This window comes from Pseudomonas sp. TKO26 (assembly GCF_003225665.1).
Classification (GTDB): domain Bacteria; phylum Pseudomonadota; class Gammaproteobacteria; order Pseudomonadales; family Pseudomonadaceae; genus Aquipseudomonas; species Aquipseudomonas saponiphila.
Map to the genome: position 1 here is coordinate 266,811 of NZ_QKLN01000004.1, position 23,907 is coordinate 290,717.

18 protein-coding genes are annotated in these 23,907 nt (G+C 65.0%); 9 read left to right on the forward strand and 9 right to left on the reverse strand.

All coding sequences use genetic code 11. The annotated features are described in order from the left end of the window. Positions 1–62 precede the first annotated feature (62 nt). Entirely contained in the window at positions 63–1,418 is a 1,356-nt protein-coding gene (locus DNK59_RS08355; RefSeq protein ID WP_110722901.1) for an HD domain-containing phosphohydrolase, read from the forward strand. 180 nt (positions 1,419–1,598) lie between these two features. Then, positions 1,599–2,255, forward strand: a complete 657-nt coding sequence (locus DNK59_RS08360) for a ribonuclease T2 (RefSeq protein ID WP_110722902.1) — start codon at positions 1,599–1,601, stop codon at positions 2,253–2,255. Between the two features lie 154 nt (positions 2,256–2,409). Here the strand turns inward: DNK59_RS08360 and dapA are convergent, their stop codons facing one another. The 4 genes from dapA to DNK59_RS08380 all read right to left on the reverse strand — a co-directional run bounded on the left by dapA (position 2,410) and on the right by DNK59_RS08380 (position 5,529). Then, a complete protein-coding gene (dapA, locus tag DNK59_RS08365) occupies positions 2,410–3,273 on the reverse strand; it encodes a 4-hydroxy-tetrahydrodipicolinate synthase (protein ID WP_110722903.1) in 864 nt (287 codons plus the stop codon). Between the two features lie 350 nt (positions 3,274–3,623). After that, a complete protein-coding gene (locus DNK59_RS08370; protein WP_110722904.1) occupies positions 3,624–4,328 on the reverse strand; it encodes an anti-sigma factor domain-containing protein in 705 nt (234 codons plus the stop codon). Continuing rightward, entirely contained in the window at positions 4,325–4,882 is a 558-nt protein-coding gene (locus DNK59_RS08375; protein WP_371920266.1) for a sigma-70 family RNA polymerase sigma factor, read from the reverse strand. Before DNK59_RS08375 ends, DNK59_RS08370 begins: the two co-directional genes overlap by 4 nt. Before the next feature lie 107 nt (positions 4,883–4,989). Continuing rightward, on the reverse strand, positions 4,990–5,529 hold the full coding sequence (locus DNK59_RS08380; RefSeq protein ID WP_110722906.1) for a DUF3455 domain-containing protein: 540 nt from the start codon (positions 5,527–5,529) through the stop codon (positions 4,990–4,992). Between the two features lie 303 nt (positions 5,530–5,832). Here DNK59_RS08380 and DNK59_RS08385 point away from each other — a divergent pair, with 303 nt between their 5' ends. The 6 genes from DNK59_RS08385 (at position 5,833) to DNK59_RS08410 (ending at position 15,941) form a co-directional block, all read left to right on the forward strand. After that, positions 5,833–7,524, forward strand: a complete 1,692-nt coding sequence (locus DNK59_RS08385) for a bifunctional diguanylate cyclase/phosphodiesterase (RefSeq protein WP_110722907.1) — start codon at positions 5,833–5,835, stop codon at positions 7,522–7,524. 46 nt (positions 7,525–7,570) lie between these two features. Continuing rightward, entirely contained in the window at positions 7,571–12,025 is a 4,455-nt protein-coding gene (locus DNK59_RS08390; RefSeq protein WP_256596312.1) for a PAS domain S-box protein, read from the forward strand. A 279-nt stretch (positions 12,026–12,304) separates the two neighbouring features. Next, positions 12,305–13,870, forward strand: coding sequence for a PAS domain-containing methyl-accepting chemotaxis protein (locus DNK59_RS08395; protein WP_092314401.1), 1,566 nt, complete (start codon positions 12,305–12,307; stop codon positions 13,868–13,870). A 69-nt stretch (positions 13,871–13,939) separates the two neighbouring features. Then, positions 13,940–14,872 carry a chemotaxis protein CheV gene (locus tag DNK59_RS08400; RefSeq protein WP_110722909.1) on the forward strand — a complete coding sequence of 311 codons (933 nt, stop codon included), beginning with the start codon at positions 13,940–13,942 and terminating at the stop codon, positions 14,870–14,872. Between the two features lie 62 nt (positions 14,873–14,934). After that, on the forward strand, positions 14,935–15,264 hold the full coding sequence (locus tag DNK59_RS08405; RefSeq protein WP_110722910.1) for a DUF6388 family protein: 330 nt from the start codon (positions 14,935–14,937) through the stop codon (positions 15,262–15,264). A gap of 92 nt (positions 15,265–15,356) precedes the next feature. After that, positions 15,357–15,941, forward strand: a complete 585-nt coding sequence (locus DNK59_RS08410; RefSeq protein WP_110722911.1) for a LysE family translocator — start codon at positions 15,357–15,359, stop codon at positions 15,939–15,941. Here the strand turns inward: DNK59_RS08410 and DNK59_RS08415 are convergent. From DNK59_RS08415 to DNK59_RS08435, 5 genes are all read right to left on the reverse strand, one after another. Beyond that, positions 15,938–16,771: an AraC family transcriptional regulator gene (locus tag DNK59_RS08415; protein WP_110722912.1), complete on the reverse strand. Its 834-nt coding sequence runs from the start codon at positions 16,769–16,771 to the stop codon at positions 15,938–15,940. The genes DNK59_RS08410 and DNK59_RS08415 overlap by 4 nt on opposite strands. A 36-nt stretch (positions 16,772–16,807) precedes the next feature. Then, a complete protein-coding gene (locus DNK59_RS08420; RefSeq protein ID WP_110722981.1) occupies positions 16,808–17,311 on the reverse strand; it encodes a VOC family protein in 504 nt (167 codons plus the stop codon). Positions 17,312–17,394: 83 nt separating this feature from the next. Next, on the reverse strand, positions 17,395–19,875 hold the full coding sequence (locus DNK59_RS08425) for a TonB-dependent receptor (RefSeq protein WP_110722913.1): 2,481 nt from the start codon (positions 19,873–19,875) through the stop codon (positions 17,395–17,397). 101 nt (positions 19,876–19,976) lie between these two features. Next, a complete protein-coding gene (locus tag DNK59_RS08430) occupies positions 19,977–20,954 on the reverse strand; it encodes a FecR domain-containing protein (protein WP_110722914.1) in 978 nt (325 codons plus the stop codon). 6 nt (positions 20,955–20,960) lie between these two features. Continuing rightward, complete coding sequence (locus DNK59_RS08435) at positions 20,961–21,494, reverse strand: sigma-70 family RNA polymerase sigma factor (RefSeq protein WP_016965158.1); 534 nt, start codon at positions 21,492–21,494, stop codon at positions 20,961–20,963. Between the two features lie 322 nt (positions 21,495–21,816). Between DNK59_RS08435 and DNK59_RS08440 the strand changes: the two genes are divergently transcribed. Then, entirely contained in the window at positions 21,817–23,904 is a 2,088-nt protein-coding gene (locus tag DNK59_RS08440) for a PTS sugar transporter subunit IIC/EAL domain-containing protein (RefSeq protein WP_110722915.1), read from the forward strand. Positions 23,905–23,907: the final 3 nt, after the last annotated feature.

The following is a 23,907-nucleotide window of genomic DNA, read 5'->3' on the forward strand; positions in this document are numbered from 1 at the left end:
AGTTGGCCGGTGGCCTCTCTGGGGAGCCGGCCAACCTGCAGGATCACCGGGAGATTCATCACATGGAAGAGCCGCAGTCCGTCGAACCTGGCCGACGTCCCTGCCTGTTGCTGGTGGATGACGAAGAATCGATTCTCAACAGCCTGCGGCGCTTGCTGCGCGGCCAACCCTATGACGTGGTGCTGGCCGACAGCGGCGCCAGGGCCCTGGAAATTCTCGCCCAGCGTCCGGTTGACCTGGTGATGAGCGACGCGCGCATGCCCAACATGGACGGCGCCACCTTGCTGGCCCGGGTGCGCGAGGGCTATCCGGGAACACGGCGCATTCTGCTGACCGGCTACGCCGACGTGAGCACCATCATCAACGCGGTCAACCAGGGGCAGATCCACCAGTACCTGAGCAAACCCTGGAATGACGAAGAACTGCTGCTGATTCTGCGTCAGGGGCTGGAGCAGCAGCAGGCGGAACGTGAACTCAAGCGCCTGCAGCAGCTGGTGCTGGAACAGAACCGCCAGCTCAAGGCCAGCAATGCCGGGCTGGAACAGCGGGTGGCGTCGCGCACCGCAGAGCTGCAGCAGACCGCCGACATGCTCGACCTGGCCTATGAGGAGCTCAAGCACAGTTATGTCACCGCCACCGAGGTGTTCTCGCTGCTGGCCAACCTGCGCCTGCCGCCGGACAAGCAGACCAACCGCAAGATCATCGAGCTGGTGCGCGCCTGTTGCAAAGCCCATGGCCTGGATGAAAGCGCCAGCCGCGACCTGGCCATGGCCGCGGCCCTGTACAACATCGGCAAGCTGAGCTGGAGCGATGCCATGCTGGTCGCCCCCGCGGACCTGTTGCGCCACACCGAACGGGAGCGCTATCGGGCCTATCCCGAGCAGAGCGAGTCGGTGCTGATGGCCCTGGAGCCGATGCAGGACGCGGCACGCCTGATCCTGCATCACCAGGAGCGCTGGGATGGCAGCGGTTTTCCCCGGCACCTCAAGGGCGAGGCGATTCCCTGGGGCTCGCGCCTGCTCAAGCTGGCGGTGGATTTCATCGAGTTGCAGTGCGGGCTGATCCTGGAGCGCCACATGAACAGCGACGAAGCCCTGCTGTTCATCCGCAAGTACGCCGGTCGGCTGTACGACCCCGAGCTGGTGGAAAGCTTTGTCCGGGTCTGCGCCGCCTATCTGAGCGACGTGACCGTCGACGATCCGAGCGTCAGGGTCGTGGGCACCCGGGAATTGCAGGCCGGGATGGTCCTGCGTCGCAACCTCAATGCCGACAACGGCATGTTGCTGCTCAATGCCGGCAAGGTGCTCAGCGAACCGCTGGTGCACAAGCTGATCGCCTTCGAGGCCATGGAGGGTGCGCATTACAGCGTGTTTGTCAGCGTGCCCGAGCAGGTTGCGGCACTGGATGTCGACCGCTGATCGCGCCTGGGCGCTCGTCTGTTGTATTGTCGCCGCCGCGCCTGACCGGCATTACCGGGACAGGCGCGGCGCATGTCATGTTCCTGCAACCCCGGCATGCCAAGAAGGTGGAGCGGTTTTCTGTCGGCTCCACCCTGATGGCGGGGCCGGGACGATCCGATTCCTCAAGGAGAGGTCACGATGAAAAAGTTTATTGCCCTGATGGCGACCCTGGTGCTGAGCCTGGGGCTGGTGGGCATCAGCGATGCACGCCAGCCCAGGCAGCAACGGGACTCGGTGGCGGGCACCTTCGACTATTACCTGCTGACCTTGTCCTGGTCGCCGACCTTCTGTCTGATGCACCCGGAGAACGAACAGTGCTCGGGCAAGGGCTATGGGTTTGTCCTCCACGGCCTGTGGCCGCAATACGCCAAGGGCGGCTGGCCCGAGTCCTGTCCACCCCTGACCCCATTGACCCAGCAAGAGCGGGCCAAGGGCCTGACCCTGTTTCCCACCGCCAAGCTGATGAACCATGAGTGGACCAAGCACGGCACCTGCAGCGGCCTGGGGGGCATGGGTTACCTGGACGCGGCGGACAAGGCGCTGGCGACGGTGCAGATCCCGCAAGCGCTGCAGCCTTCGACCACGGTGCGCTACTTGGAAGCCAAACAGATTGCCCAGCAGTTTCGCCAGAGCAACCCGGGGATCGCGGAAAACGGCATCGCCATTCTCTGCAGCGGTCCCGAGCTGTCCGAGGTGCGGGTGTGCCTGACCCGGGACCTGGAGTTCGGTCCGTGCGGCAAAGGGGTGAAGACCCAGTGTCGGGCCGGCGACATCCGTATCCCGCCGATCCGCTGACAGTCTCCGCGCGCCGCAGCGCTCGGCAGGCGGGATTGCCGCGCCACCGGCCCGCAGGAGCTGGCTCGCCAGCGAAAGCGTGCGCAAGGCCAATGCAAGGCTTGCGCGGCTCTTCGCCGGTACCCCGGCTCCTACGCAGCGGGGGAGGAGCCCTTCAGGGCAGGCCGGCCAGCAGGTTTTGCAGGCGGGCCGCAGTTTCGGCGCTGCATGCCTGCATCGGCGCGCGCAACTGCGGCCCGATCAAGCCCTGATAGGCCAGCAGGGCCTTCACCGGCGCCGGGTTGGGTTCGGCGAACAGCGCCTGAATCAAGGGCACCAGTTGCCGGAAGCTGGCCCTGGCCGCTTCCAGTTGCTGGTCCATGACCTGGCGCTGCAACTGCACGAACAATTCCGGACGAATGTGCGCCGCGGCCGCAATGGCGCCGCAGGCCCCCAGGCACAGGGCATTGAACAGTTGCAGGTCCTCGCCGCAGAGGACCTGCACCGCGCCGCTGGCCAGCAGCGCCAGGGTCTTGTCCAGGTTGCCGCCACAGTCCTTGACCGCGGCGATCCGCGGATGGCGAACGATGTTGAGCAGGGTGTCCTTGTCCAGGTTGACCCCGGTGCGATAGGGAATGTCGTAGACGATCAGCGACACGCTGGAGGCATCGGCGATGCTGTGGAAGAAGCTTTCCAGGGCACTCTGGGAGGGCCGGATGTAGTAGGGCGCGGGCACCAGCAGGGCTGCCACCGGGCGCTTGAGGATTTCCCGCTGCTGGCTCAGCAGCGATTTCAGGTTGTTGCCCGCCAGGCCCATGATGACGCGCCCGGCGGGGGCCTGTTCGAGCACCGCATCGAGCACCGCCAGTTGCTCGTCCTTGTCCAGGGCCGCGGCTTCGCCGGTGGTGCCACAGACCACCAGCCCCGCCACGCCGCTTTCCAGCAGATGGGCACTGAGCCGGCGCAGGGCGGCAAAGTCGATGGCGTCCTGGTGGAACGGGGTGACGATGGGGACCCAGATACCTTGAAACGATGACATGCGTGTTCTCCTGAAGGTTGACCGTCGGGTCGTCGTCAGAAGAGTAGAAGGGCGGTAAGCAGGGGGGAGGTCCGTTGCGCTTGATGTCCTGTCAGCTCATCTGACGGGACACAGCGCCCCGGTCACATGAGCGACTGTTTCTTCGATTTAGAGGTGCAAGCCACCCAGGTCCCGACCTTGGCCAGCAGGCCAATGGCGCGAGAATCGAGGGTCGGGGCTTGGGACATGGCTGGGGCAGACTCTGAAATCAGGCGCACAGTTTTAAAAGCCCGCGCGGGCTTTGTCAATCCTCGAACACGGCTCGCTGGCCTGGGGCTGGCCACGCCGGGTCGAGGATGGTTTTGTCCTGGCTACAGGGTTTTTACCGCGCGACCTATGAACTGCACCGGGCCGGTGGGCCTGCCAAGCGCCGAGCCTTGGCGGTCCTCCAGGGTCAGTTCGAACAATTGATTGGTTTGCAGGGGCGGCAGGTGATCCAGCGGCACGCGCAGCGGCTGGCCGGGCTTGACCAGTCCCAGAGACACCGGGCCCTGCCAATCGTCGGCCTTGGTCCAGAACTCCAGGGCCTTGTCCGCCGGCAGCTCGATGCTGCCCAGTGGAATCAACTGCAGCTCCCGGGTGCCACTGGCCTGCACCACCCAGCCGGGTGATTTGTCCTGGGGGGCGACCAGCACCACCAGGTAGCCGGGAGCGGGGGCGGGGCGCAGCAACAGCAGGCTGGCCAACAGGACACTGGCGGCCAGGCCGGCAGCGGCCAATCCGCGCCACAGCGCCAGGGGGTTAAAGCGCCTGCGGTTGCTGGAAGAGGCCGGCTCTTGCTCCAGGCTGCGTTCGATGCGCCGCCAAAGCCAGGGCGACGGCGTGACCGGAGCGGCTAACGCGGTGAGTGGATGCAGGCGTTGTTCCCAGCTTTGCACGGCGTCGCGCAGGGCGGGCTCATGGGGCAGGCGCTGTTCGAGCAGGCGACGTTGTTCGGCGTCCAGGGTGCCCAGGACATATTCACTGGCCAGGGCCTGGAGCGCGGGATCGCTGTCGTCCCGTGGGCCGGTATTCATCCCAGGCACTCGCGCAAAGCACTGAGACTGCGCTTGATCCAGGCTTTGACCGTCCCCAGCGGGGTGGCCATCCTGGCGGCAATCTCGATGTGTGAATAGCCGTCCAGATAGGCCAGCAGGAGGCACTCGCGGCGCTGCGAGGGCAGTTGCCCCAGGCAATGCTGAAGCTGTCCGGCGTCAGCCAGCGCGGTGGCTGGTGGCGGGTTCATGGCCGCCCCGTCAAGGGTTTCCAGGTGATCGGCATAAGGTTCTTCAATCGGTACCTCGCGGCCATGGCGCCGCAAAAAATTCAGCGCCAGATGCCGGGTGATGCTGAACATCCAGCCGCGGGCACTGCCTCGTTCGGGATCGAAACCGCTTGCGCCTTGCCAGATTCGGATAAAGGCGTCGTGCAGGATGTCTTCGGCCAGGGCCGTGTCGCGTACCAGGCGTTTGGCGACGCCGAGCAGCCGAGGCCCTTCCTCGCGATAGAGGGCTTCCAGGGCCTGGCGCTCACCTCGGGCACAAGCGGCGATACAGCCTGCGTGGTCAAACAGGGGTTCGGGTAGAGACAAGGGCATTTACCTGCGACAGATGACAGCCACCGCCAGCCTGGCGGCGCGGTGGCTGTCAGCAGCGTAGACCAGTTGCCAATGCCGGGCCTGGCCTCTTGCGTAGCGAATCAGCGGGCTGCCCAGAAGATGTAGTCCGCCTGGTATTGCACTGTTTCGCGGGCGCCCTTGTTGGCGGCGGTGCACGCGCTGCCGGGGGCCACGCCACCCTTGAGGGCCACTCGCTGAATGTAACTGACGCCGCTCATCAGCCCCTTGCCCTCGGCCGGATTGGCCTTGACCAGTTGATAGGGCAGGTTGCCGGGGCTGGACGGCGCCACGGCGACCTGGGTCCCGGTGATCTTCGAGCCGTCCTTGGCCTGCCAGGTGGCCGGTGGACCGAAGTAGTCACCCAGCACCTTGCCGCTGCGATCGCTGAGCACCGCCTTGGGGCCGACGAAGAACCACTCGGTCTCGCCCGGTGCATTGGCCTTGTCCCGGCACTCGTAGGTGATTTCACCGGTGCCTACGGTTTCCAGGGCCACTTTGTGGCCGTCCGGCACCTTGATGCTGTCGGGTAATGCGCTCTGCGCCTGGGCCGCAGGCAGGGCGCCGAGGCAGGCGATGGTCAAGGTTGCGCTGAGGCAGAGAAGACGTTGTCTGGCGTGCATGGTGGCTCTCCATCGGGGATAGGTTCGGCAGTTTTCAGAACTGTCATGGGAACTACCCCCGAGCCGGGCATCTGGATGCAGGGTCGAGAAAAAATATTTCGCCCAGCAAAATCTCAGCCGCTGCGGGTGATCCAGGGCATGGATCGAGCAGGTGCAACTGCGTCTCATTAGCTTGAGCCTTTAACAGCGCCGGCTGGCCGATCTATACCAAGGTAGCGGCGTTGTGCCGTGGATCTTGGTCTAGGATTCTTCTGGCCGGGGGGAGAGTTTTATCTCAGGGAGCCGGACAGAGGGACCAGTGTGATGCTCAATCACCAGCCGATCATTCTGATCGTGGACGATCAGGTCAATGACCTGCGGATACTCGGCCAGGCGCTTCAGGACCTGGGCGAGGTCTATGTCGCGACCCAGGGAAGCCAGGCTCTGGAAGTGGCCCGCCAATGCCATCCGGACATTGTTCTGCTGGACATCGAAATGCCCGACATGGACGGCTATTCGGTGTGCGAGCTGATCAAGTCCGACCCGCGGCTGTCCCAGGCCTCGGTGATCTTCGTCACTTCGCACCGCCAGACCGAGCACGAATTGCGCGCACTGCGCCTGGGCGGCGCCGATTTTCTGCAAAAGCCGATCAACGTGCCCATCGCTCGGGCGCGGGTCGAGGCCCACATCAAGCTCGGCGAAGAGTCCCGGCGCCTGGCCAACTACGACCCCCTGACCCAGTTGCCCAACCGTCAGTTGCTGCACGACCGCACTGAACAGGCCATTCGCCAGGCCGCCGCGGGCCAGGGGCTGGTGGGCTTGCTGTCGATCGACATCGACCACTTCAAGGTCATCAACGACACCAGCAGCCATCGCGAAGGCGACGCGGTGCTTCAGCAAATCGCCCAGCGCCTGCGCCATTGCTGCCGCCTGACCGACACTCTGAGCCGCCAGGGCGGCGATGAGTTCATGCTGCTGGTGCCCGAGCTGAACGCCGTGGACGACTTGAGCGAATGCGCCGAGCGGGTCATGCAGGCCATCGCCCAGCCGCTGGTGATCGGCCCTTCGCGCTATGACCTGACCGCCAGCATCGGCGTCAGCGTCTATCCCGATGACAGCCTGGACGCCGAGTCCCTGTTGCAGCACGCCGACGCCGCGGCGCACCAGGCCAAGCAGGCGGGGCGCGGCCAGTACCGCTTCTTCGACCATTCGACCCATCAGCGGGTGCGTGCCCGGCATCAGTTGGAACGGGAGATGCGCACCGCGCTGGAGCAGGAGCGCTTCGAGGTGTTCTATCAGGCCAAGGTCGACCTGCGCCTGCAGCGGGTGGTCGGCGTCGAAGCCCTGCTGCGTTTGCGCGATGAGCACGGCAGGATGGTTTCTCCCGCCGAGTTCATTCCCCTGGCCGAGGATTGCGGGCTGATCGTGCCCCTGGGGCGCTGGGTGTTGCGCCAGGCGTGCCAGGCCATCCGCCAATGGAATGAACAGGGGCATGCCATCAGCGTCAGCGTGAACATCTCGCCGCTGCAGTTTTCCGATCCGCAGTTTCTCGATCTGGTCAAGCAGGCCCTCGCGGAAAGCGCCATCGAACCCCGGGCCCTGGAACTGGAAATTACCGAAGGGGTCCTGGCGCTGGAGGACGGCGAGCACAGCTGTGACTTGCTCAGCGACCTGAAGGCCCTGGGGGTGAGCATCGCCATCGATGATTTCGGCACGGGCTATTCCAGCCTGGCCTACCTCAAGCGCTTGCCCATCGACGTGCTGAAGATCGACCAGAGTTTCGTGCGGGACATGATCAGCGATCCCAGCGACGCGGCTATCACCGGGGCCATCATCCAGCTGGGGCTGGCCCTGGGTTTGCAACTGGTGGCCGAGGGCGTGGAGACCGAGGAACAGGCCCGGGCCCTGTCCGCTCAGGGCTGCCATGTGATGCAGGGCTTTCTGTACTGCCGTCCACTGTCGTACCCCAACATGACTGAGTACTTGGCCGCGGGCCGCCTGCCGGCGCAGCCCTGAACCCTGCCGCCCCCGACGAGGATCGCCCTTGAAGCCTGGACGTTCTGTGCAAATCGGCTGTGTCTACCTGGCGCTGATCAGTGTCCTGGGTATAAGCGTCACCGCCGCGGTTTACTGGCTGGTGGCACGGGGCAACGCCCATCAGCTGGAACAGTCGGTGTCGCGGGCGGCCGAAGACGCCGTGCATCACGTGCTGGAGCGCGTGACCTTGTACCAATACGGTTTGCGCGGCGCCCGCGGGGTGATTGTCACGGCCGGTGAAGACGGCGTGAGCCGAGAGATCTTCCATCGCTACAGCCAGGGTCGGGACCTGAACGGGGAGTTTTTCGGCGCCCACGGTTTCGGTTTTGTCCGGCGCGTGCCCGAGGAGCATGAGCGTTCGTTCCTGGCCGCAGCACAGCTCGATGGCGCGCCGGGCTTTCATTTGCAGCAATGGCAGCCCCACCACGGTGATCGCTACGTGGTGCAGTACATCGAGCCGCTGGCGCCGAACCAGTCGGCCCTGGGCCTGGACCTGGCGTCCGAGCCGGTGCGCCGGGCGGCCGCCGTGGCCGCCATGCACAGCGGCGAGCCGCGGTTGACCGGGCCCTTGTCGCTGCGCCAGGAACCCGGCGCGGTGATGGGCTCGTTGCTGTTCCTGCTGCCGGTGTACCGCAGCGCCGAAGTGCCGCCTTCGCCGTCGCAGCGCGAGGCCCAGACCCTGGGCTGGACCTATGCGCCCCTGGTGATGAACGAGGTGCTCAAGGACTTGCCGTTGGACCCGGCCAGCCAGCGCCTGGTGTTGCGCGACATCAGCGATGACGCCGGCGCCGGGAGCTTTTTTGCCAGCTCGGCCCAGCCATTGAAGGACACGCTGAGCGTGCGTACCCGTGAGGAACAGGTGTTCGGGCGGCGCTGGGCCTTCGAGTTCAGCGTGGGCCCGGGCTTCGTCGAACCGCTACATCAGACCGCGCCGGCCTGGGTACTGGGGATCGGCGGCCTGCTGACCCTGTTGCTGGCGGTGGTGGGCACCGTGATAGCCCTGGGGGTCAACCGGCAGAACCGTTTGCGCCGTGACCAGACCCGGCTGGCGGCCATTGTCGAAAGCTCCACCGACGGCATCATTGGCAAGACCCTGGAGGGGCGCATCACCAGCTGGAATCGCGGCGCCGAGGAGATTTTCGGCTACAGCGCCGAACAGGCGCGGGGCCGCTTGTTCCAGGACCTGATCGTGCCGCCGGAGCTGGTGCTGGAACAACAGCACATCCTGCACAAGCTGCGTCATGGCGAACGGGTGCACGGATTCGATACCCAGCGCCTGCGCCAGGACGGCAGCCGGGTGGCGGTGTCGGTCAACGTTTCGCCGATTTTCGATCGGCGCGGCCAGGTCATCGGCGCCTCGATGACGGTCCGTGACATCACCGCGCAGAAAGCCGCCGAGGCGCGGATTCTCGAACTCAACGCACGCCTGGAGGACCAGGTGGCAGCGCGCACCGCCGAGCTGGGACAGATCAACCTGCTGCTCTCCAGCGTGCTGCGCTCGGCCTCGCAGGTGGCAATCATCGCCACCGATCGCGATGGCATCATCCGCGTGTTCAATCGTGGCGCGGAGCGGCTGTCGGGCTACCAGGCCGAGGAAATGGTGGGGCGGCACACCCCGGAGGTGATCCACCTGCCGGAAGAAGTCCGCCAGCGCGGCATCGAGCTCAGTGCCCAGCATCAGCGACCCATCGAAGGCTTTCGGGTGTTCGTCCAGCAGGCGGAAACCGAAGGCGCGCAAACCCGCGAATGGACCATGGTGCGCAAGGACGGTTCGCACTTCGCCGCGACCCTGGTGGTCAGCGCCCTGCGTGATGAAAATGGGCAACTGACCGGCTACCTGGGCATCGCCGTGGACATCACCGAGCGCAAGGCCGCGGAGCAGACCCTGGCTACGGCCCGCGACCAACTGTTGATGGCCGCCAAAGTGGCCAAGCTGGGGATCTGGTCCTGGACCCTCGCTGACCACTCGCTGGACTGGAACGAGCGCATGTTCGAGCTCTACGAGCAGCCGCTGGAGCTGCGCGGCAACGGTTTGAACTATCAGCACTGGCTGGAGCGGGTGCACCCGCAGGACCAGGAACGGACCCAGCGCAAGCTGGAAGAGGCGGTGGCGGGCCAGGGTGTCTACGATCCGATCTTTCGCGTGGTCAGTCCCAGCGGGCAGGTGCGCTTCATCCAGTCCGGGGCCTATGTGGAGCGCGACACCGATGGCAAGGCGCTGCGGGTGACCGGGATCAACCTGGACATCACCGCGCAACGGGAGCTGGAGTCCCGGCTGCTCTACGCCAAGGAACAGGCGGATGCCGCGAGCGAGGCCAAGTCCTCGTTCCTGGCCAACATGAGCCATGAGATCCGCACGCCGATGAACGCCGTGCTGGGGATGCTGCAACTGCTGCAACGGGCCGGCCTGGAGCCGCGCCAGCTGGAATACGCGACCAAGGCGCAGACCGCAGCCAAGTCTCTGCTGGGACTGCTCAACGACATTCTCGACTACTCGAAGATCGAGGCCGGCAAGTTGCAACTGGAGGAACACCCCTTCGACCTCGATCAACTACTGCGTGACCTGGCGGTGGTGCTGGCGGGCAATCAGGGCGTGGGCGATATCGAGCTGATCTTCGATCTCGACCCGCAGTTGCCGCTGAACCTGGTGGGCGACAGCCTGCGCCTGCAACAGGTGCTGATCAACCTGGCGGGCAATGCCATGAAGTTCACCGCCGAGGGCCAGGTGGTGGTGGGCCTGAAGTTGCTTGAGCAGGGGGCGCACAGCGTGCGTCTGCAAGTGGCGGTAAGCGACACCGGCATTGGCATCAGCGCCGAACACCTGCAGGTGATTTTCGAAGGTTTCCGTCAGGCGGAAGCCTCGACCACTCGGCGTTTTGGCGGCACCGGCCTGGGATTGGCGATCTGCAAGCACCTGGTGCAGCTGATGGGCGGACAGTTGCAGGTGCGCAGCCAGCTCGGCGCAGGCAGCTGTTTCAGCTTTGAACTGGAGCTGGGGCTGGACGGTGCCTGTGTCGCCCAGACCCTGCCTCTAGGAGGCAAGGCCTTGCGAGTGCTGGTGGCGGATGACCACCCCCTGGCGCTGGAGCTGAATGTGCGCACCTTGCGCAGCTTCGGCTGGACCGTCGAGCACGCCACCGGCGGTGCTCAGGCCTTGTCGGCCGTGGATGCCGCTGTAGCCCGGGGCGAGGCTTTCGATCTGGTCTTGCTGGATTGGCTGATGCCGGACATGGACGGCCTGCACGCCGCGCAAATGATCAAGGACATGAGGCTGGAAGCGCCGCCGACGGTGGTGATCTTGAGTCACCACGATGCCACTGCGCTGCTGGCCCGGCTGGACAGCGCCGAGGCGCCCTTTGCTCACTACCTGAGCAAGCCCTTTACCCCTCGGCAGCTGGCGCAGGCGCTGCTGACCGAGCGCTCCGCGGCCCTCGACGGGCCGCCGGCCAAGGCGCCCGCGCAGCGCTCCAGCCTCAGTGGCTTGCGGTTGCTGGTGGTGGAAGACAACGTCCTGAACCGGCAGATCGCCCGAGAACTGCTGACCCTGGAAGGGGCTCAGGTGCAATTGGCCGGCGGCGGGCTGCAGGGGGTGAAAATGACTCTCGAAGCCGAGGAACCCTTTGCCGCGGTGCTGATGGACATCCAGATGCCCGATATCGACGGCTATGAAGCCACCCGGCGGATCCGTGCCGATGCGCGCTTTGCCCGCTTGCCGATCATTGCCATGACCGCCAATGCCTCCCAGGCCGACCGCCAGAGCTGCCTGGCAGCGGGCATGAATGACCATGTCGGCAAGCCGATCAACCTGCCGCAGCTGGTCAACAGTCTGTTGTTCTGGACTGGTGGCGCGGTGCGGCTGGCGCAGGTTGCCGAGCCCTCAACCGACACCGGCCTGATCGAGGACCCGGCGCTGATTCTCGAACGCTTTGGCGGTAACCGTGACTTGCTCAATCAAGTGCTCGAGGGGTCGGAGGCCACGCTGGGAGAGCTGCTCGAACGGCTGCGCCAGAGTCTTGCCGAGGACAATGCCAAGGATGCCTGCTACCTGCTGCATACCCTCAAGGGCGCTGCCGGCAACCTCGGCGGGCGAGGCTTCGCGCAGAGCTGCGCGGTGCTGGAACAGTCCCTGCGCGACGGCGCGGCGTTGCATCTGACCCTCACCGAGGGCCATCTGGATGAACTGCAACGATTACTGGCCAGCACCTTGGCGGGCTTGCAGGCGGAGTTCGGGCGGGCCTCGCCAGAATGCGCTCACGCCCTGCAAGAACCCCTGGACCTGGGTGTGTTCCAGAGCGCCCTGCAAGAGATTCTGCCGTTGTTGCGCCAGAGCAACTTGCAGGCCCTGACGCTCACTGAGGCCTTGGCGCAACATGCGCTGCCGGTCGATAGAACAACCTTCGACGAGTTTGTGGCCCATGTTCAGCGAATGGAGTTTTCGCGGGCACAGGGTGTCTTGCAAAGAATGCTTCTCAACAACTAGCAAGCAAGCTTTCTATTTGGTTCTCAATTGTTGATGTACATCAGAAAATCTTTGATTTTCTGCCCTCTAAGTTGGATGGCTTGATGAATTTTTCACACTTTTTTTGACGCCGGAATCTAAACTTGCGCCGACTGGATCAATATTGGCCATTTGCAGTAATTCACTTGGCTCTGGAAAGTTCTGCAAGTCAGCAGAGGAAGTCTTCGAGTCATCGCAGGATGCGGAAATTTTTATTTGATACCGAATGGAAAATGAACACTTTCCTGCGAGGCTTTTTAGATGAGAAACAATCTTCCTGTGACCCAGCGCGAGCTGGTGTTTCCCGCAGAACAACGGCTGATTTCCGCCACCGATATTCACGGCAAGATCACCTACTGCAATGACGAGTTTGTCGCAGTCAGTGGTTTCAGCCGGGAAGAACTGATCGGCAGCCCGCACAATATCGTGCGCCATCCGGACATGCCCGAAGCGGTGTTCGCGCACATGTGGTCCTACCTCAAGGACGGCAAGAGCTGGATGGGCATCGTCAAGAACCGCAGCAACAACGGTGACCACTACTGGGTCAACGCCTATGTCACGCCGATCTTCAGCAAGGGCGTGATTGCCGGCTACGAGTCGGTGCGGGTCAAGCCCGAGCGCGAACAGGTGGAGCGCGCCGGCGCCCTCTATCAACGCATGCGCAGCGACAACCTGGCCCTACCCTGGAGCTACCGGGTGGCCAGGGTCTGCAGCTTCGCCTTGCCGCCCGTGCTGGGCCTGGCGGCCACCGCCGGCGCCTACTGGCTGGGGGGCGCCTGGGCGGCGCTGGGCGCGGCGGTTCCCGGGTATTTCGCGGTCCAGGGCTATGCCCTGTATCGCGCGCGGCAGATGCTCGGGCGCATCAGCTCGGTGTCCCTAGGCAGCTTCGACAGTGAGCTGATCGCCCGTACCTACACCGACGAACACGGCCCAGTGGCGCAGTTGCAGATGATCCTGATCAGCGAGTCGGCGAAAATCCGCACCGCCCTTAGCCGGCTTGGCGACTACGCCAACCAGGCGGCGTCCCTGGCTTCCACCAGCCAGAGTCTGTCCAAGCAGGCGGAAAGCGCCCTGGGCAAGCAGCGCGACGAAGCGGACATGGCGGCCACCGCAATGAACCAGATGGCCTCGTCGATTTCCGAGGTGTCGGTGCACATCCACGACACCGCCTCGGCCGCCGATCAGGTCAACAACCTGACCCAGGTGGGCTCCGAGGAGGCACAGAAAACCCGCGTGGTGATCGAGAAACTGGCGGACACCGTGGACGCCGTCAGCCAGTCCGTGGAAGGCCTGGCCGCGGAAACCCAGTCGATCCAGCAGGCGGCCAACATGATCCGCTCGATTGCCGAACAGACCAATCTGCTGGCCCTCAACGCGGCGATCGAGGCTGCCCGGGCCGGCGAGCAGGGCCGCGGTTTTGCGGTGGTGGCCGACGAGGTCCGGGCCCTGGCCTCCAAGACCCAGGAGTCGACCCAGAGCATCCAGCGCATCATCGTCACCCTGCAGGAAGTGGCCACCCAGGCGGTGGAAGTGGCGCGCCAGGGCAGCGTCGAAGCGCGCTCCGGGGTGGCCCAGGTGATCAGTACCCAGGAAGCCCTGGACGGCATCAACGCGGCGGTGGAGCGGATTCACCAGATGAGCCAGCAAATGGCCGCCGCCTCGGAGCAGCAAGCCCATGTCGCCGAGGAAATATCCGAACAGATCACCAAGATTGCCCGGGTTTCGGATCAGAACGCCGAGATTGCTGTGCATTCGTCCACCGTGGGCGGTGATCTGGAGTCCACCGCCCACGAACTGAACGCCCTGGTGACCCGTTTCAATAGTTGATCGCCAAGAGTAATCAGCAACTTTCATTTAATCGCCGATTGATCAACTAGATCAGGGCGGGGGGGTCGTATGTCCAGTGTGATGGAAACGGTTAACAGCCGTACTCAGTTGGCAGGGCAGAATCGTCTGGAACTATTGTTATTCCGTTTTAATGAGTCGCAGTTGTACGGCATCAACGTATTTAAAGTTAGAGAGGTTCTCAAGTGCCCCAAGTTGAATGTACTGCCCATGTCACATTCGGTGGTGTGTGGCGTGGCCAATGTTCGCGGTGTATCCATTCCGATACTTGATCTGGCATTGGCCACCGGCTTGCCCGGAGTCGAGGATATCGACAGCGCTTACGTGATCATTACCGAGTACAACAACAAGACCCAGGGCTTTCTAGTGAGCGCGGTGGAACACATTGTCAACCTGAACTGGGAGGAAATTCACCCGCCACCCAAGGGCAGCGGCCTGGACAACTACCTGACGGCGGTGACCCGGGTCGGCGAGCGCATGGTGGAAATCATCGACGTGGAGAAGGTCCTGGCCGAGGTCTCGCCGGTCTGCGAGGAAATCTCCCAGGGCGTGATCCCGCCGCAGACCCAGGTCGCCGCGGCGCATTGGCGGGTGCTGACGGTGGATGACTCGGCGGTGGCGCGCAAGCAAGTGACCCGCTGCCTGGAGAGCGTCGGGGTGCAGGTGGTGTCGCTGAAGGACGGCCGCGAGGCGCTGGATTACCTGCAGGCCATGCTCGATGCGGGCAAGCGCCCGGACGAGGAGTTCCTGATGATGATCTCCGATATCGAAATGCCGGAAATGGACGGCTACACCCTCACCGCCGAAGTGCGCAACGACCCACGGATGAAGCAGCTGTACATCGTGCTCCATACCTCGCTGTCCGGAGCCTTCAACCAGGCCATGGTGAAGAAGGTCGGTGCCGATGATTTTCTTGCCAAGTTCCGCCCCGACGATCTGGCCGGGCGGGTGGTGGACCGGATCGCCAGCCTGACGCCGGCGTGAGCCGGGCCCCGGGGGCAGGGCGTGAACGCGCCGCAATTGATTTCATGATGGGAGTGAGAGTCATGCAAATGTCTGAACTCAGTTATCAGCAAGCCTTGATGCTGTACCTCGCCGAGCGTCCGGAACTGGTGGCCCAGCTCGGGCTCGGACAACCCTCGGGTCTGCACTGGCGACCCGAGGACTTGAGCGAGTTGCAGATCCAGCACGCCAGTCGCCTGTTTGACGAAGAGGCCCGGTTGCGCGGCATGGGCACTTGGGAACTGGCGCTGTCGTTCATTGCCCGCACGCCCCAGGAACTGAGCCGGATGACTCTGGAGGCGCACCGGGAAATCGCCGAGATGGTGGACATGGACTGGGACCAGTACTGCCAGCTCAATCACCTGCGCTGCTAGTCGCTGACGAGGGCAGTTTTCTTCAATACGCGGCGATCCTGGCTCCCTAGTCTGGGCGGCGGTCAATCCGATCCAGATAGGAGAAACAAGACATGAGCCTGGTGTTTTCCATGGCGGCCTTTGCCCTGGCCGCTTCCATCACCCCGGGACCGGTGAACATCGTTGCCCTCAGCAGTGGCGCGCGCTTCGGCTTCAGGGCCAGCTTGCGCCACGTGACCGGAGCCACCCTGGGCTTCGTCGGGCTGCTGGTGCTGATCGGCCTGGGGCTGCACGAACTGCTGCGCCAGTGGCCGCTGCTGACCCAGGGCATTCGCCTGTTTGGCGTGGCTTTCCTGCTGTACATGGCCTGGAAGCTGGCCCGGGACGATGGTCGCCTGGATACCGATGCTGTTGCCCGGGCGCCGTCGGCCTGGTACGGCGCGTTGATGCAGTGGCTCAGTCCCAAGGCCTGGTTGGCCTGCGTCGCGGGGATGGGCGCTTTTGCCGCCGACGGGGACGTGGGCCTGGTGTGGTTGTTCACCGGGTTGTATTGGCTGATCTGCTACCTGTCGATTGCCTGCTGGGCCTATGCCGGGAGCTGCTTGCGGCACTACCTGAGCGACCCGGCGCAGATGCGTCTGTTCAACCGCAGCATGGCCGCGTTGCTGGCTGCCAGCGCGGGCTATCTGTTGCTCTAGCGCTGGCCGCGGTACTGGCCGGGAGTGGCCGCCAGGTGCTGCTTGAAGGCGCGCTGGAAATGCGCCTGATCGGCAAAGCCGGCCTCCAGCGCCACCTCGGCGATCGGCGCGCCGCTGCGCAGGCGGGCCTGGGCGAACTGCACCCGCTGGTTCACCAGGTAGGCGTGGGGCGGCATGCCGAACTGCTGCTTGAAGGCACGGATCAGGTAGGACGGTGACAGCTGCGCCGCCTGGCACAGGTCTTCCAGGCTCAGGGCCTGGGTGCAGTGGCGGCGGATGTAGTCGGCGGCTTCCTGCAGTTTGCGGTTGTCGCCCCGGGGCGTCGCCTCGGCGGGGTTCAGGCGCTGCTGCAGGTCGCTGAAAAAGCTCACCACGGCGCTGTGCTTGAGCAGCGGCTCGGCCTCGGTGGCCACCAGGGTCTGGTACAGCTGCTCCAGCTCGGCGAACAGTTGCGGGTCGCGGCTGTGCGTCTCGCGAAACGGACGAAAGCCCAGCTCGGCACTGAAGCCCAGGTCGTGCTGCAGCGCGGTCAGCCAGGGCGTGTCGACATACAGCATGCGATAGGACCAGGGTTGATCGTCGATCGGGTTGCAGGCGTGCACCACCCCCGGGTTCATCAGCACCACGGTGCCGCGGCTGACCCGCCACTGCGCGTGACCGCTGAGGTAGGTGCTGACGCCCGCGGTGATGCTGCCGATGGAAAACTGTTGGTGGGCATGGCGGCTGTAGCAGACCTTGCGGCCATCGGCGATGGCGCGGGCCTCGATGAACGGCAGGGCCGGGTCGCGCCAGAACTGCGGTTCCTGGTCACAGGAGAGGGCAGGCTTCATTGCGGTTTTCCGTCGGTGAAAGCAGGTGCGATTGTATTAGCTTTTGCCGTCGAAGGCGCGTTGCAGCGTCGCGATATCGAGCTTTTTCATCCCCAGCAGGGCCTGCATCACCCGTTGCGAACGGGCCGGATCGGGGTCGCAGATCATCGGCGTGAGGCACTGCGGCACGATCTGCCAGGACAGCCCGAAACGGTCCTTGAGCCAGCCGCAGCGCTGCGCTTGTGGCGGGCCGCCAAAACCCAGGGCGTTCCAGTAGTGATCCAGCTCGGCCTGGCTGCGGCAATGCACTTGCAGGGAGATGGCCTCATTGAAGCTGAACAGCGGGCCACCGTTGAGGGCGCTGAAGCCCTGGCCGTCGAGTTCGAAGGCCACGCTCATTATCGAGCCCTCGGGGCGTCCGTGAATCTCGAAGCCGGCCTTGCCGTAATGGCTGACGTGGGTGATGTGCGACTGTTCGAAGACCGAGCAGTAGAACTGTGCCGCCGCGTGTGCCTGGTGGTCGAACCACAGGCACGGGGTGATGGTCTGGATGCGTGGCATGGTGTCGGTCCTCTGCGGGTTGATCACGCTTGCTCAAGCGTAGTCAACCCGCCGTCGGGCCACGCGACCGTGGATCGGCGCGCTCAGAAGTCCCAGCGGGTCGCCAGTTGCAGGCTGCGCGGCTCGCCGTAGAAACCGGTGCCGAAGTTGCCGATACCGGTGTAGTACTTCTTGTCGAAGAGGTTCTTCACGTTCAGGGTCGAGCTCAGGTGCTGGCTGAACTGGTAGCGGGCCATGGCGTCCACCAGGAAGTAGCCGTCCTGGGCAATGCGCGAGTCATGCCCGCCATTGACCGCATCGTTCGGGTCGGGCTGGTAGACCTTGCCAAAGAACCGGCTCTGCCAGTTGACCCCGCCGCCCAGAGTCAGGCGGTCCCAGGCGCCCGGCAGGCGGTAGCTGCTGAACAGCCGCGCCACCTGCTGCGGCTCGGTGGTTTGCAGGACCGAGCCGTAGACGTAGTCGTGATTGGCATCGCGGGTGTGGTTGTAGCTGTAGCCGGCGGACAGGTTCCAGCCGTCCAGCAGCTCGCCGGCCACTTCGACCTCGAAGCCCTTGGTGGTCGCGCCCTTGGTCGGGCGGTAGATGGCGTCGGTGCCCCAGCCGTCCACCAGTTGCGCGACATTGTCCTGCTGCACATGAAACACCGCGAAGCTGGCATTGACCCGGCCGTCCAGGTATTCGGCCTTGATCCCGGCTTCATAGCTGTCGCCCTGCACCGGGTCGAGGATCTTGCCGCCGGCGTCCTTGCTCATCTGCGGCTGATAGATGCTGGTGTAGCTGGTGTACAGCGAGTAGTGATCGTTGAGGTCATAGACCAGGCCCGCATAGGGCGTGACCACGCCGGTCTGCTGGTAGCGCTGGCGGGCGTCGGCGCGGCCGGGGTCGAAGTAGCGGGTGTTGTCGATGCCCTTGAAGTCGCTGACCCGGGTGCCGAGGATCAGCGCCAGGTCGTCGCTGGGCTTGAGGCGGGTGGCCAGGTAGGCACCGGTCTGGCGCTGGAGGATGTCGTTTTCGCCGATCTGAGGGATGTCCGGCTTGGCGAATTCGCCGCGCCACTGGTAGATGCTGCCGCCCACCGGCGGGTACACCGAGCCGTGGACCGGGATGTCCTGCTTGGCGTTCATCAGCATGAAGCCGGCGATCAGCTCGTGTTCGCGGCCCAGCAGGCTGAAGGGGCCGTGCAGGTTGATGTCCAGGTTGTCCTGGGTCTGCTCGCCCTTGAACTTGCCCATGTACATGAACATGCCGTCGCCGCTGGCCTGATCCGGGTTGCCGCCGCTGGCCGAGCCCAGCAGGGTGTCGTGCTCGCGGCGCAGGTGGTCGTAGCTGACCTTGAGGGTCCAGTCATGGGCCAGTTGCTGTTCCAGGGAGGTGAACAGGGTCTGGTTCTTGAAGTCGCGACGGCTCCAGTCGGTGGCCGGGTTGAACGAGCGGGAAAAGTTTGTGCGCGAGCCGTTGCTGAAGTACATCGGGAAGCCGGTCCAGGTGGCGCCCCGGGAGCGGGTGTTCTGCTGGTCCAGGCCCACCGTCAGCAGGGTGTCGGGGGTCAGGTCGGCCTCCAGCACGCCGTAGGCGATGTCCTTGCTGTTCTGGTAGTGGTCCAGGTACGAGCTGCGATCCTGGTAGACCCCGACGAAGCGCCCGCGCATATTGCCGGTCTCGGTCAGTGGCCCGGAGATATCGCCTTCGCTGCGGTAGTTGTCCCAGGAGCCGAGGGTGCCGGTGACCGAGGCCTTGAAGTCCTTGGTCGGCCGCTTGCGGATCAGGTTGACGGTGGCCGAGGGGTCGCCGGAGCCGGTCATCAGGCCGGTGGCGCCCTTGATGATTTCCACCCGGTCGAAGGTCGCCATGTCGGTGCTGGTGGTGCCGTAGTCGTAGACCCCGTCGTAGGTGACGTTGACCCCGTCGTACTGGAAGTTGGTGATCGGCAGGCCGCGGCTGGAAAACTCCCAGCGTTCGCTGTCGTAGTTCTGCACGCTGACCCCCGGGGCCCGGCGCAGGGCATCGGCGATGCTGTTGCTGCCCTGGTCGTCCAGCTGCTGGCGGGTGATCACCGTCACCGATTGCGGGGTTTCCCGCAGCGACAGGTTGAGGCCGGTGGCCGAGGCGCTGGCCCCGGTGGTGTAGCTCTGGCTGTCCTCGGTGACGCTGCCCAGGCCCTGGGCGGACACCTGAGTGGTGCCCAGCTGCAACGGGCCGCTGGCGGTCGGGAGCGCTTGCAGCACATACCCGCCGCTGACGGCCTGGGCTTGCAGGCCGCTGTTGAGCAGCAACTGTTGCAGGGCTTGTTCGACGCTGTAGCGGCCTCGCAGCCCCGGGCTCTGCTTGCCGGCGGCGAGGTCGTTGTGCCCGGCGACAAAGACCGCGCTCTGTTCGGCGAAGCGATTGAGCACACTGACCAGTGGGCCGGGGCCGATGTCGTAGGCCTGGCGCTGGCTGTCCGCCTGCTGGCTGGCGGGGTTTTCGGCGGCCTGGGTCCAGGGGGCGGGCAGGCACAAAAGGGCGCTGCACAGGGTCAGGGGACGCAGGGACGGGCGCAAGCGGGGACGGTTGGGGGTTGGCATGGGGTTCCCTTGTGGATCGGCAATGTGAGAGCAGTTACCGGGTTAACCGAACCAGAAAGACAAAAGGGAACCGCAACCTGAAAAAAATCTTCTGTGGATTTTCAGGCTCGGGGTTCAAGGGTCACCCACCAGGCCGTCAGGCGCTGGACCCGCACCGGCAGGGCGGCTTCCAGCAGGGCCAGGGCCTGGTCGGAATCGTGCAGCGGGAAGGCGCCCATGACCGGCAATCGACCCAGGGCCGGGTCACAGCCCAGATGCCCCGGGCGATAGCGCCGCAACTCTTCGAGCAGTTGTGCCAGTGGCAGGTTGTCGGCCAGCAGCAGCCCGCGACTCCAGGCTTCGCGAGCGGCGCTGGCGCCTTGCAGCGGACCCAGCGCGACGGCGTCGAAGGCCAGTTGCTGGCCGGCGTCGACCCGCTGCTGCTGGCCGCTCTTGCCGCTGTGCACTTGCACCGCGCCGGCGTAGACGTTGAGCAGGGTGCGTGCGCCCTCCCGGCGCACGCTGAAGCGCGTGCCCAGGGCCTGCAGCCGTCCGTGTTCGGTGTCCACCCGCAACGGGCGCTGCGGATCCTTGGCGGTGTCGATGAGGATTTCGCCCTGGTGCAGTTGCAACAGGCGCTCCCGGGCGCTGTAGCGCACATCCAGCGCGCTCAGGGCATTGAGCCAGAGGTGGGTGCCGTCGCTGAGCCGGACCTCGCGGATCTCCCCGGTGCCGGTGGCGTAGTCGGCCCGCCAGCGGCCCAGTGCCTGGGGCAGCGGCGTGCCGCGCCAGGTGCCCCAGCCCAGGCCGAGCAACACCAGTGCGCCGAGCACCTGCCGCCGCGCCAGTGGTGCCCGCCGGCCACCGCGCAGGGCCTGGCCGGCGGCTTGCTGGGCGCCGGCTTCCTGCAGCGGCAGCAGGCACTGGCTGACCCGCCCGACGTAGCCCCAGGCCCGACGGTGTTCCGGGTGCTGCTCAAGCCAGGCCTGCCAATGGCGGCGTTGTTCGTCGCTGACGGCCTCGTCCTGCAATTGCACGTACCAGTGCGCGGCCTGTTGCAGGCTGGCATGGCTCAAGCGTTGGGCGCCGTGTTCGCTCATGGGCCGCTACTCGATCAGCAGGCCGTCGAGTTCGGCCTCCAGTAGCGCGCAATGCACCAGGGCCTGGGCCAGGTATTTCTTCACCATGCGCTCCGAGACCCCCAGTTCTTCGGCAATGGCCTTGTAGGAACGGCCATGCAACTGCGCCAGGAGAAAGGCTTCGCGCACCCGCTGCGGCAGGCGCTCGAGCAGGGCGTCCACTTCGTAGAGGGTCTCGACGATGATTGCCCGCTGCTCCGGAGACGGTTGCAACGCCGGCGGACGCGCCGCCAGGGCCTGCAGCCAGGCCTGCTCCAACTGGCGGCGCCGCCAGTGATCGATGCACAGGCCGCGGGCAATGGTGGCCAGGTAGGAGCGCTGCTGCACCTCGCCGTCCAGCTGCGGCGGGCGCTTGAGTACCCGGACGAAGATCTCGTGGGCCAGATCGGCGGCATCCCAAGCGTGGTTCAGGCGGCGCCGCAACAGTTCATAGAGCCAGTGGTGATGAGCGTCATAGAGGTTGTGGACCAGAGTGGGGCTGGCGGGCGGCGTGGAAGGCAAGGGCGTGGTCCGGTGGCGGGTGGCGTTGCAAATGGGAATTGCTCGCGATTAAAGCAAAAGCCCTGATACGCTGCAAATGATATTGATTCGCCGTTGTGTTGGGGGGCAGCCCGGCCCGAGGCGCGGCGTTGGGGTCAAGTCTGGCGCCGCAGGGGCGATAAAACACTCAAGGTAGTGCCATCGAGTGCTTGCCGACCAGGGTTTCTACAGTGGTATCTTCGCCTGCACCTCCTGTTTGCCCCACGGCCTCGCCAGACGCCGGGCGGTCATGACGGGGGCCGTCTGCAGGGGACGGACGTGCGCAGGCAGAGGGGAGAGGCCGATGCGGCAATTGGGGTTCAAGCTGTTTTTCACCCACCGCCTGGCGTTGCTGGCGGGCGCCGAGTCCTTGCGCTCGATTCGCGAAGGCCTGCTCTGGCTATTGCCTTGCCTGCTGGTGTCGGCGCTGTTCCTGATCCTTGCGCAATGTGCCCAGGCCCTGGGCGCCCCCGGCTCCCTGGTGGACTTGCTGACCGGGTTGCACAACCGCATCAGTTCGATCATTCCCCTGCTGGTGGCGGCTTCCATCGGCTACATGCTGGCGATCCAGCACCGCCTGCCCCAGCTGCCGGTGGCCTTTCTCTGCCTGGCCCATGTGGTGATCGCCATCTACCTGCTGCGGGACTATCCGCTGGCGTCGGCGACCTTCGTGCTGTTCATCGCCATCGCCTCGCCCCTGGTCAATGTCCCGACCATGGCCTGGCTGCATCGCCGACGCTGGACCCGGCTGGTGGACGAAGGACTGGTGGGGCACAACCTCAAGGGCACCATCAATATGGTGTTGCCAGGGGTGCTGACCTGCCTGGCGCTGGTGGCAGTGCTGCAAGTGCTGTTGCAGGTCCACGACTTTGCCTACATCCAGCGCCCGCTCGACATCGACAGCCTGGATCATCCCTACCTCAACGCGATTCTCCTGACCTCGACCAATTCCCTGTTGTGGTTCTTCGGCATTCACGGCACCTACGCCATGCAGCCCGTGATCGAGGTGCTGGATCAGGCGGTGGCCCTTAATGCCGCCGATCATGCCGCCGGGCAACCCCTGCGCTATGCCCTCAACAGCGGCCTCTTGGGGTGTTTCGCCTTCATCGGCGGATCCGGCGGTTCCCTGGCCCTGGTGCTGGCGATCCTGGGCTTTTCCCGCAACCGTTCCATGCGCCTGCTGGCCATGGCGAGCCTGGCGCTGTCGCTGTTCAACGTCAACGAACTGCTGCTGTTCGGCCTGCCGATCATCCTCAACCCGCGGCTGCTGGTGCCCTTCATGCTGGTGCCGATGGTCAACGCCTGCCTGGCCCTGCTGGTGGTGCAACTGGGCTGGGTCAGCCCGGCCCTGGTCAGCCTGCCCTTTACCTCGCCAGTGCTGCTCAATGCCTACCTGAGTACCCAGGGCGACTGGGGCGCGGTGCTCCTGCAACTGCTGTTGCTGGGCATCGGCACCCTGATCTACCTGCCTTATGTGCGCAGCATCCAGCGCCAGGGCGAGGGCGCCGGACAGGTCTACCTGAAGACCTTCGACACCACCTTCCGCGGCCTGGAGGAGCGCGGCAGGCTGTTCGAGCTGGACCCGATGGTGGCGGCCTACCGCCAGGCCGCGCAGCAGTCCCTGCAACTGGCGCGGATCCAGCAATTGAGCGGCTACGACTTTCACCTGGAGTACCAGCCCCAGGTGGCCAAGGACAGCGGCCTGTGCACCGGCTGCGAGGCGCTGATCCGCGCCCGGGACGGCGAGGGCAAGGTGCAGTCGCCCTGGGAGCTGTTGCAATGGCTGGGGCAGGCCGGGCTGATGCCTGAGGTGGACTTCTGGGTCGCCTCCCAGGCGGTGCGCCAGCACCTGGCCTGGAGCAAGATCGGCTTCCAACTGCCCATCACCATCAATATCTCCAGCGCCACCCTGGCTTCGGCGGAGCATGGTCGGCGTCTGCTGGAGATTCTCGCCTGGGCCCAGGGCCAGGTTTCGGTGGAGATCACCGAGGACGCGCTGGTGGGCGATGCCCTGCTGACCCAGCAATGGATCGGCAAGCTGCATGCCCTGGGGGCGCGGGTCTATATCGATGACTTCGGCACCGGCTTTTCCGCCTTGAGCTACCTGCATCAGTTTCCTGTGGACGGGATCAAGATCGACCGCAGCTTCGTCCTGGCCCAGCGCGAGCCCAAGGGCGCCCAGGTGCTCAACGGTCTGCTGCGCTTTTGCGAGACGCTCAAGCTCAAGGTGGTGGTGGAAGGGGTGGAAACCCGCGAGCAGCTTGATTTCTTGCAATCGAGCTCGGAGCTGATCATCCAGGGCTGGTACTACAGCAAGTCCCTGCCCGGGGAGCAGATCCCCGGGTTTGTCCGCCAGCGGGCCCACAACGCCCGGGTCGCCAGCGAGGATTGAGGC

Bases quoted from the DNA above. Each gene is read 5' to 3' on its own strand.
- DNK59_RS08355 (WP_110722901.1), top strand. From the start codon at position 63: ATGGAAGAGCCGCAGTCCGTCGAACCTGGCCGACGTCCCTGCCTGTTG.
- DNK59_RS08360 (WP_110722902.1), top strand. From the start codon at position 1,599: ATGAAAAAGTTTATTGCCCTGATGGCGACCCTGGTGCTGAGCCTGGGG.
- dapA (WP_110722903.1), bottom strand. From the start codon at position 3,273: ATGTCATCGTTTCAAGGTATCTGGGTCCCCATCGTCACCCCGTTCCAC.
- DNK59_RS08370 (WP_110722904.1), bottom strand. From the start codon at position 4,328: ATGAATACCGGCCCACGGGACGACAGCGATCCCGCGCTCCAGGCCCTG.
- DNK59_RS08380 (WP_110722906.1), bottom strand. From the start codon at position 5,529: ATGCACGCCAGACAACGTCTTCTCTGCCTCAGCGCAACCTTGACCATC.
- DNK59_RS08385 (WP_110722907.1), top strand. From the start codon at position 5,833: ATGCTCAATCACCAGCCGATCATTCTGATCGTGGACGATCAGGTCAAT.
- DNK59_RS08395 (WP_092314401.1), top strand. From the start codon at position 12,305: ATGAGAAACAATCTTCCTGTGACCCAGCGCGAGCTGGTGTTTCCCGCA.
- DNK59_RS08400 (WP_110722909.1), top strand. From the start codon at position 13,940: ATGTCCAGTGTGATGGAAACGGTTAACAGCCGTACTCAGTTGGCAGGG.
- DNK59_RS08405 (WP_110722910.1), top strand. From the start codon at position 14,935: ATGCAAATGTCTGAACTCAGTTATCAGCAAGCCTTGATGCTGTACCTC.
- DNK59_RS08410 (WP_110722911.1), top strand. From the start codon at position 15,357: ATGAGCCTGGTGTTTTCCATGGCGGCCTTTGCCCTGGCCGCTTCCATC.
- DNK59_RS08415 (WP_110722912.1), bottom strand. From the start codon at position 16,771: ATGAAGCCTGCCCTCTCCTGTGACCAGGAACCGCAGTTCTGGCGCGAC.
- DNK59_RS08420 (WP_110722981.1), bottom strand. From the start codon at position 17,311: ATGCCACGCATCCAGACCATCACCCCGTGCCTGTGGTTCGACCACCAG.
- DNK59_RS08425 (WP_110722913.1), bottom strand. From the start codon at position 19,875: ATGCCAACCCCCAACCGTCCCCGCTTGCGCCCGTCCCTGCGTCCCCTG.
- DNK59_RS08430 (WP_110722914.1), bottom strand. From the start codon at position 20,954: ATGAGCGAACACGGCGCCCAACGCTTGAGCCATGCCAGCCTGCAACAG.
- DNK59_RS08440 (WP_110722915.1), top strand. From the start codon at position 21,817: ATGCGGCAATTGGGGTTCAAGCTGTTTTTCACCCACCGCCTGGCGTTG.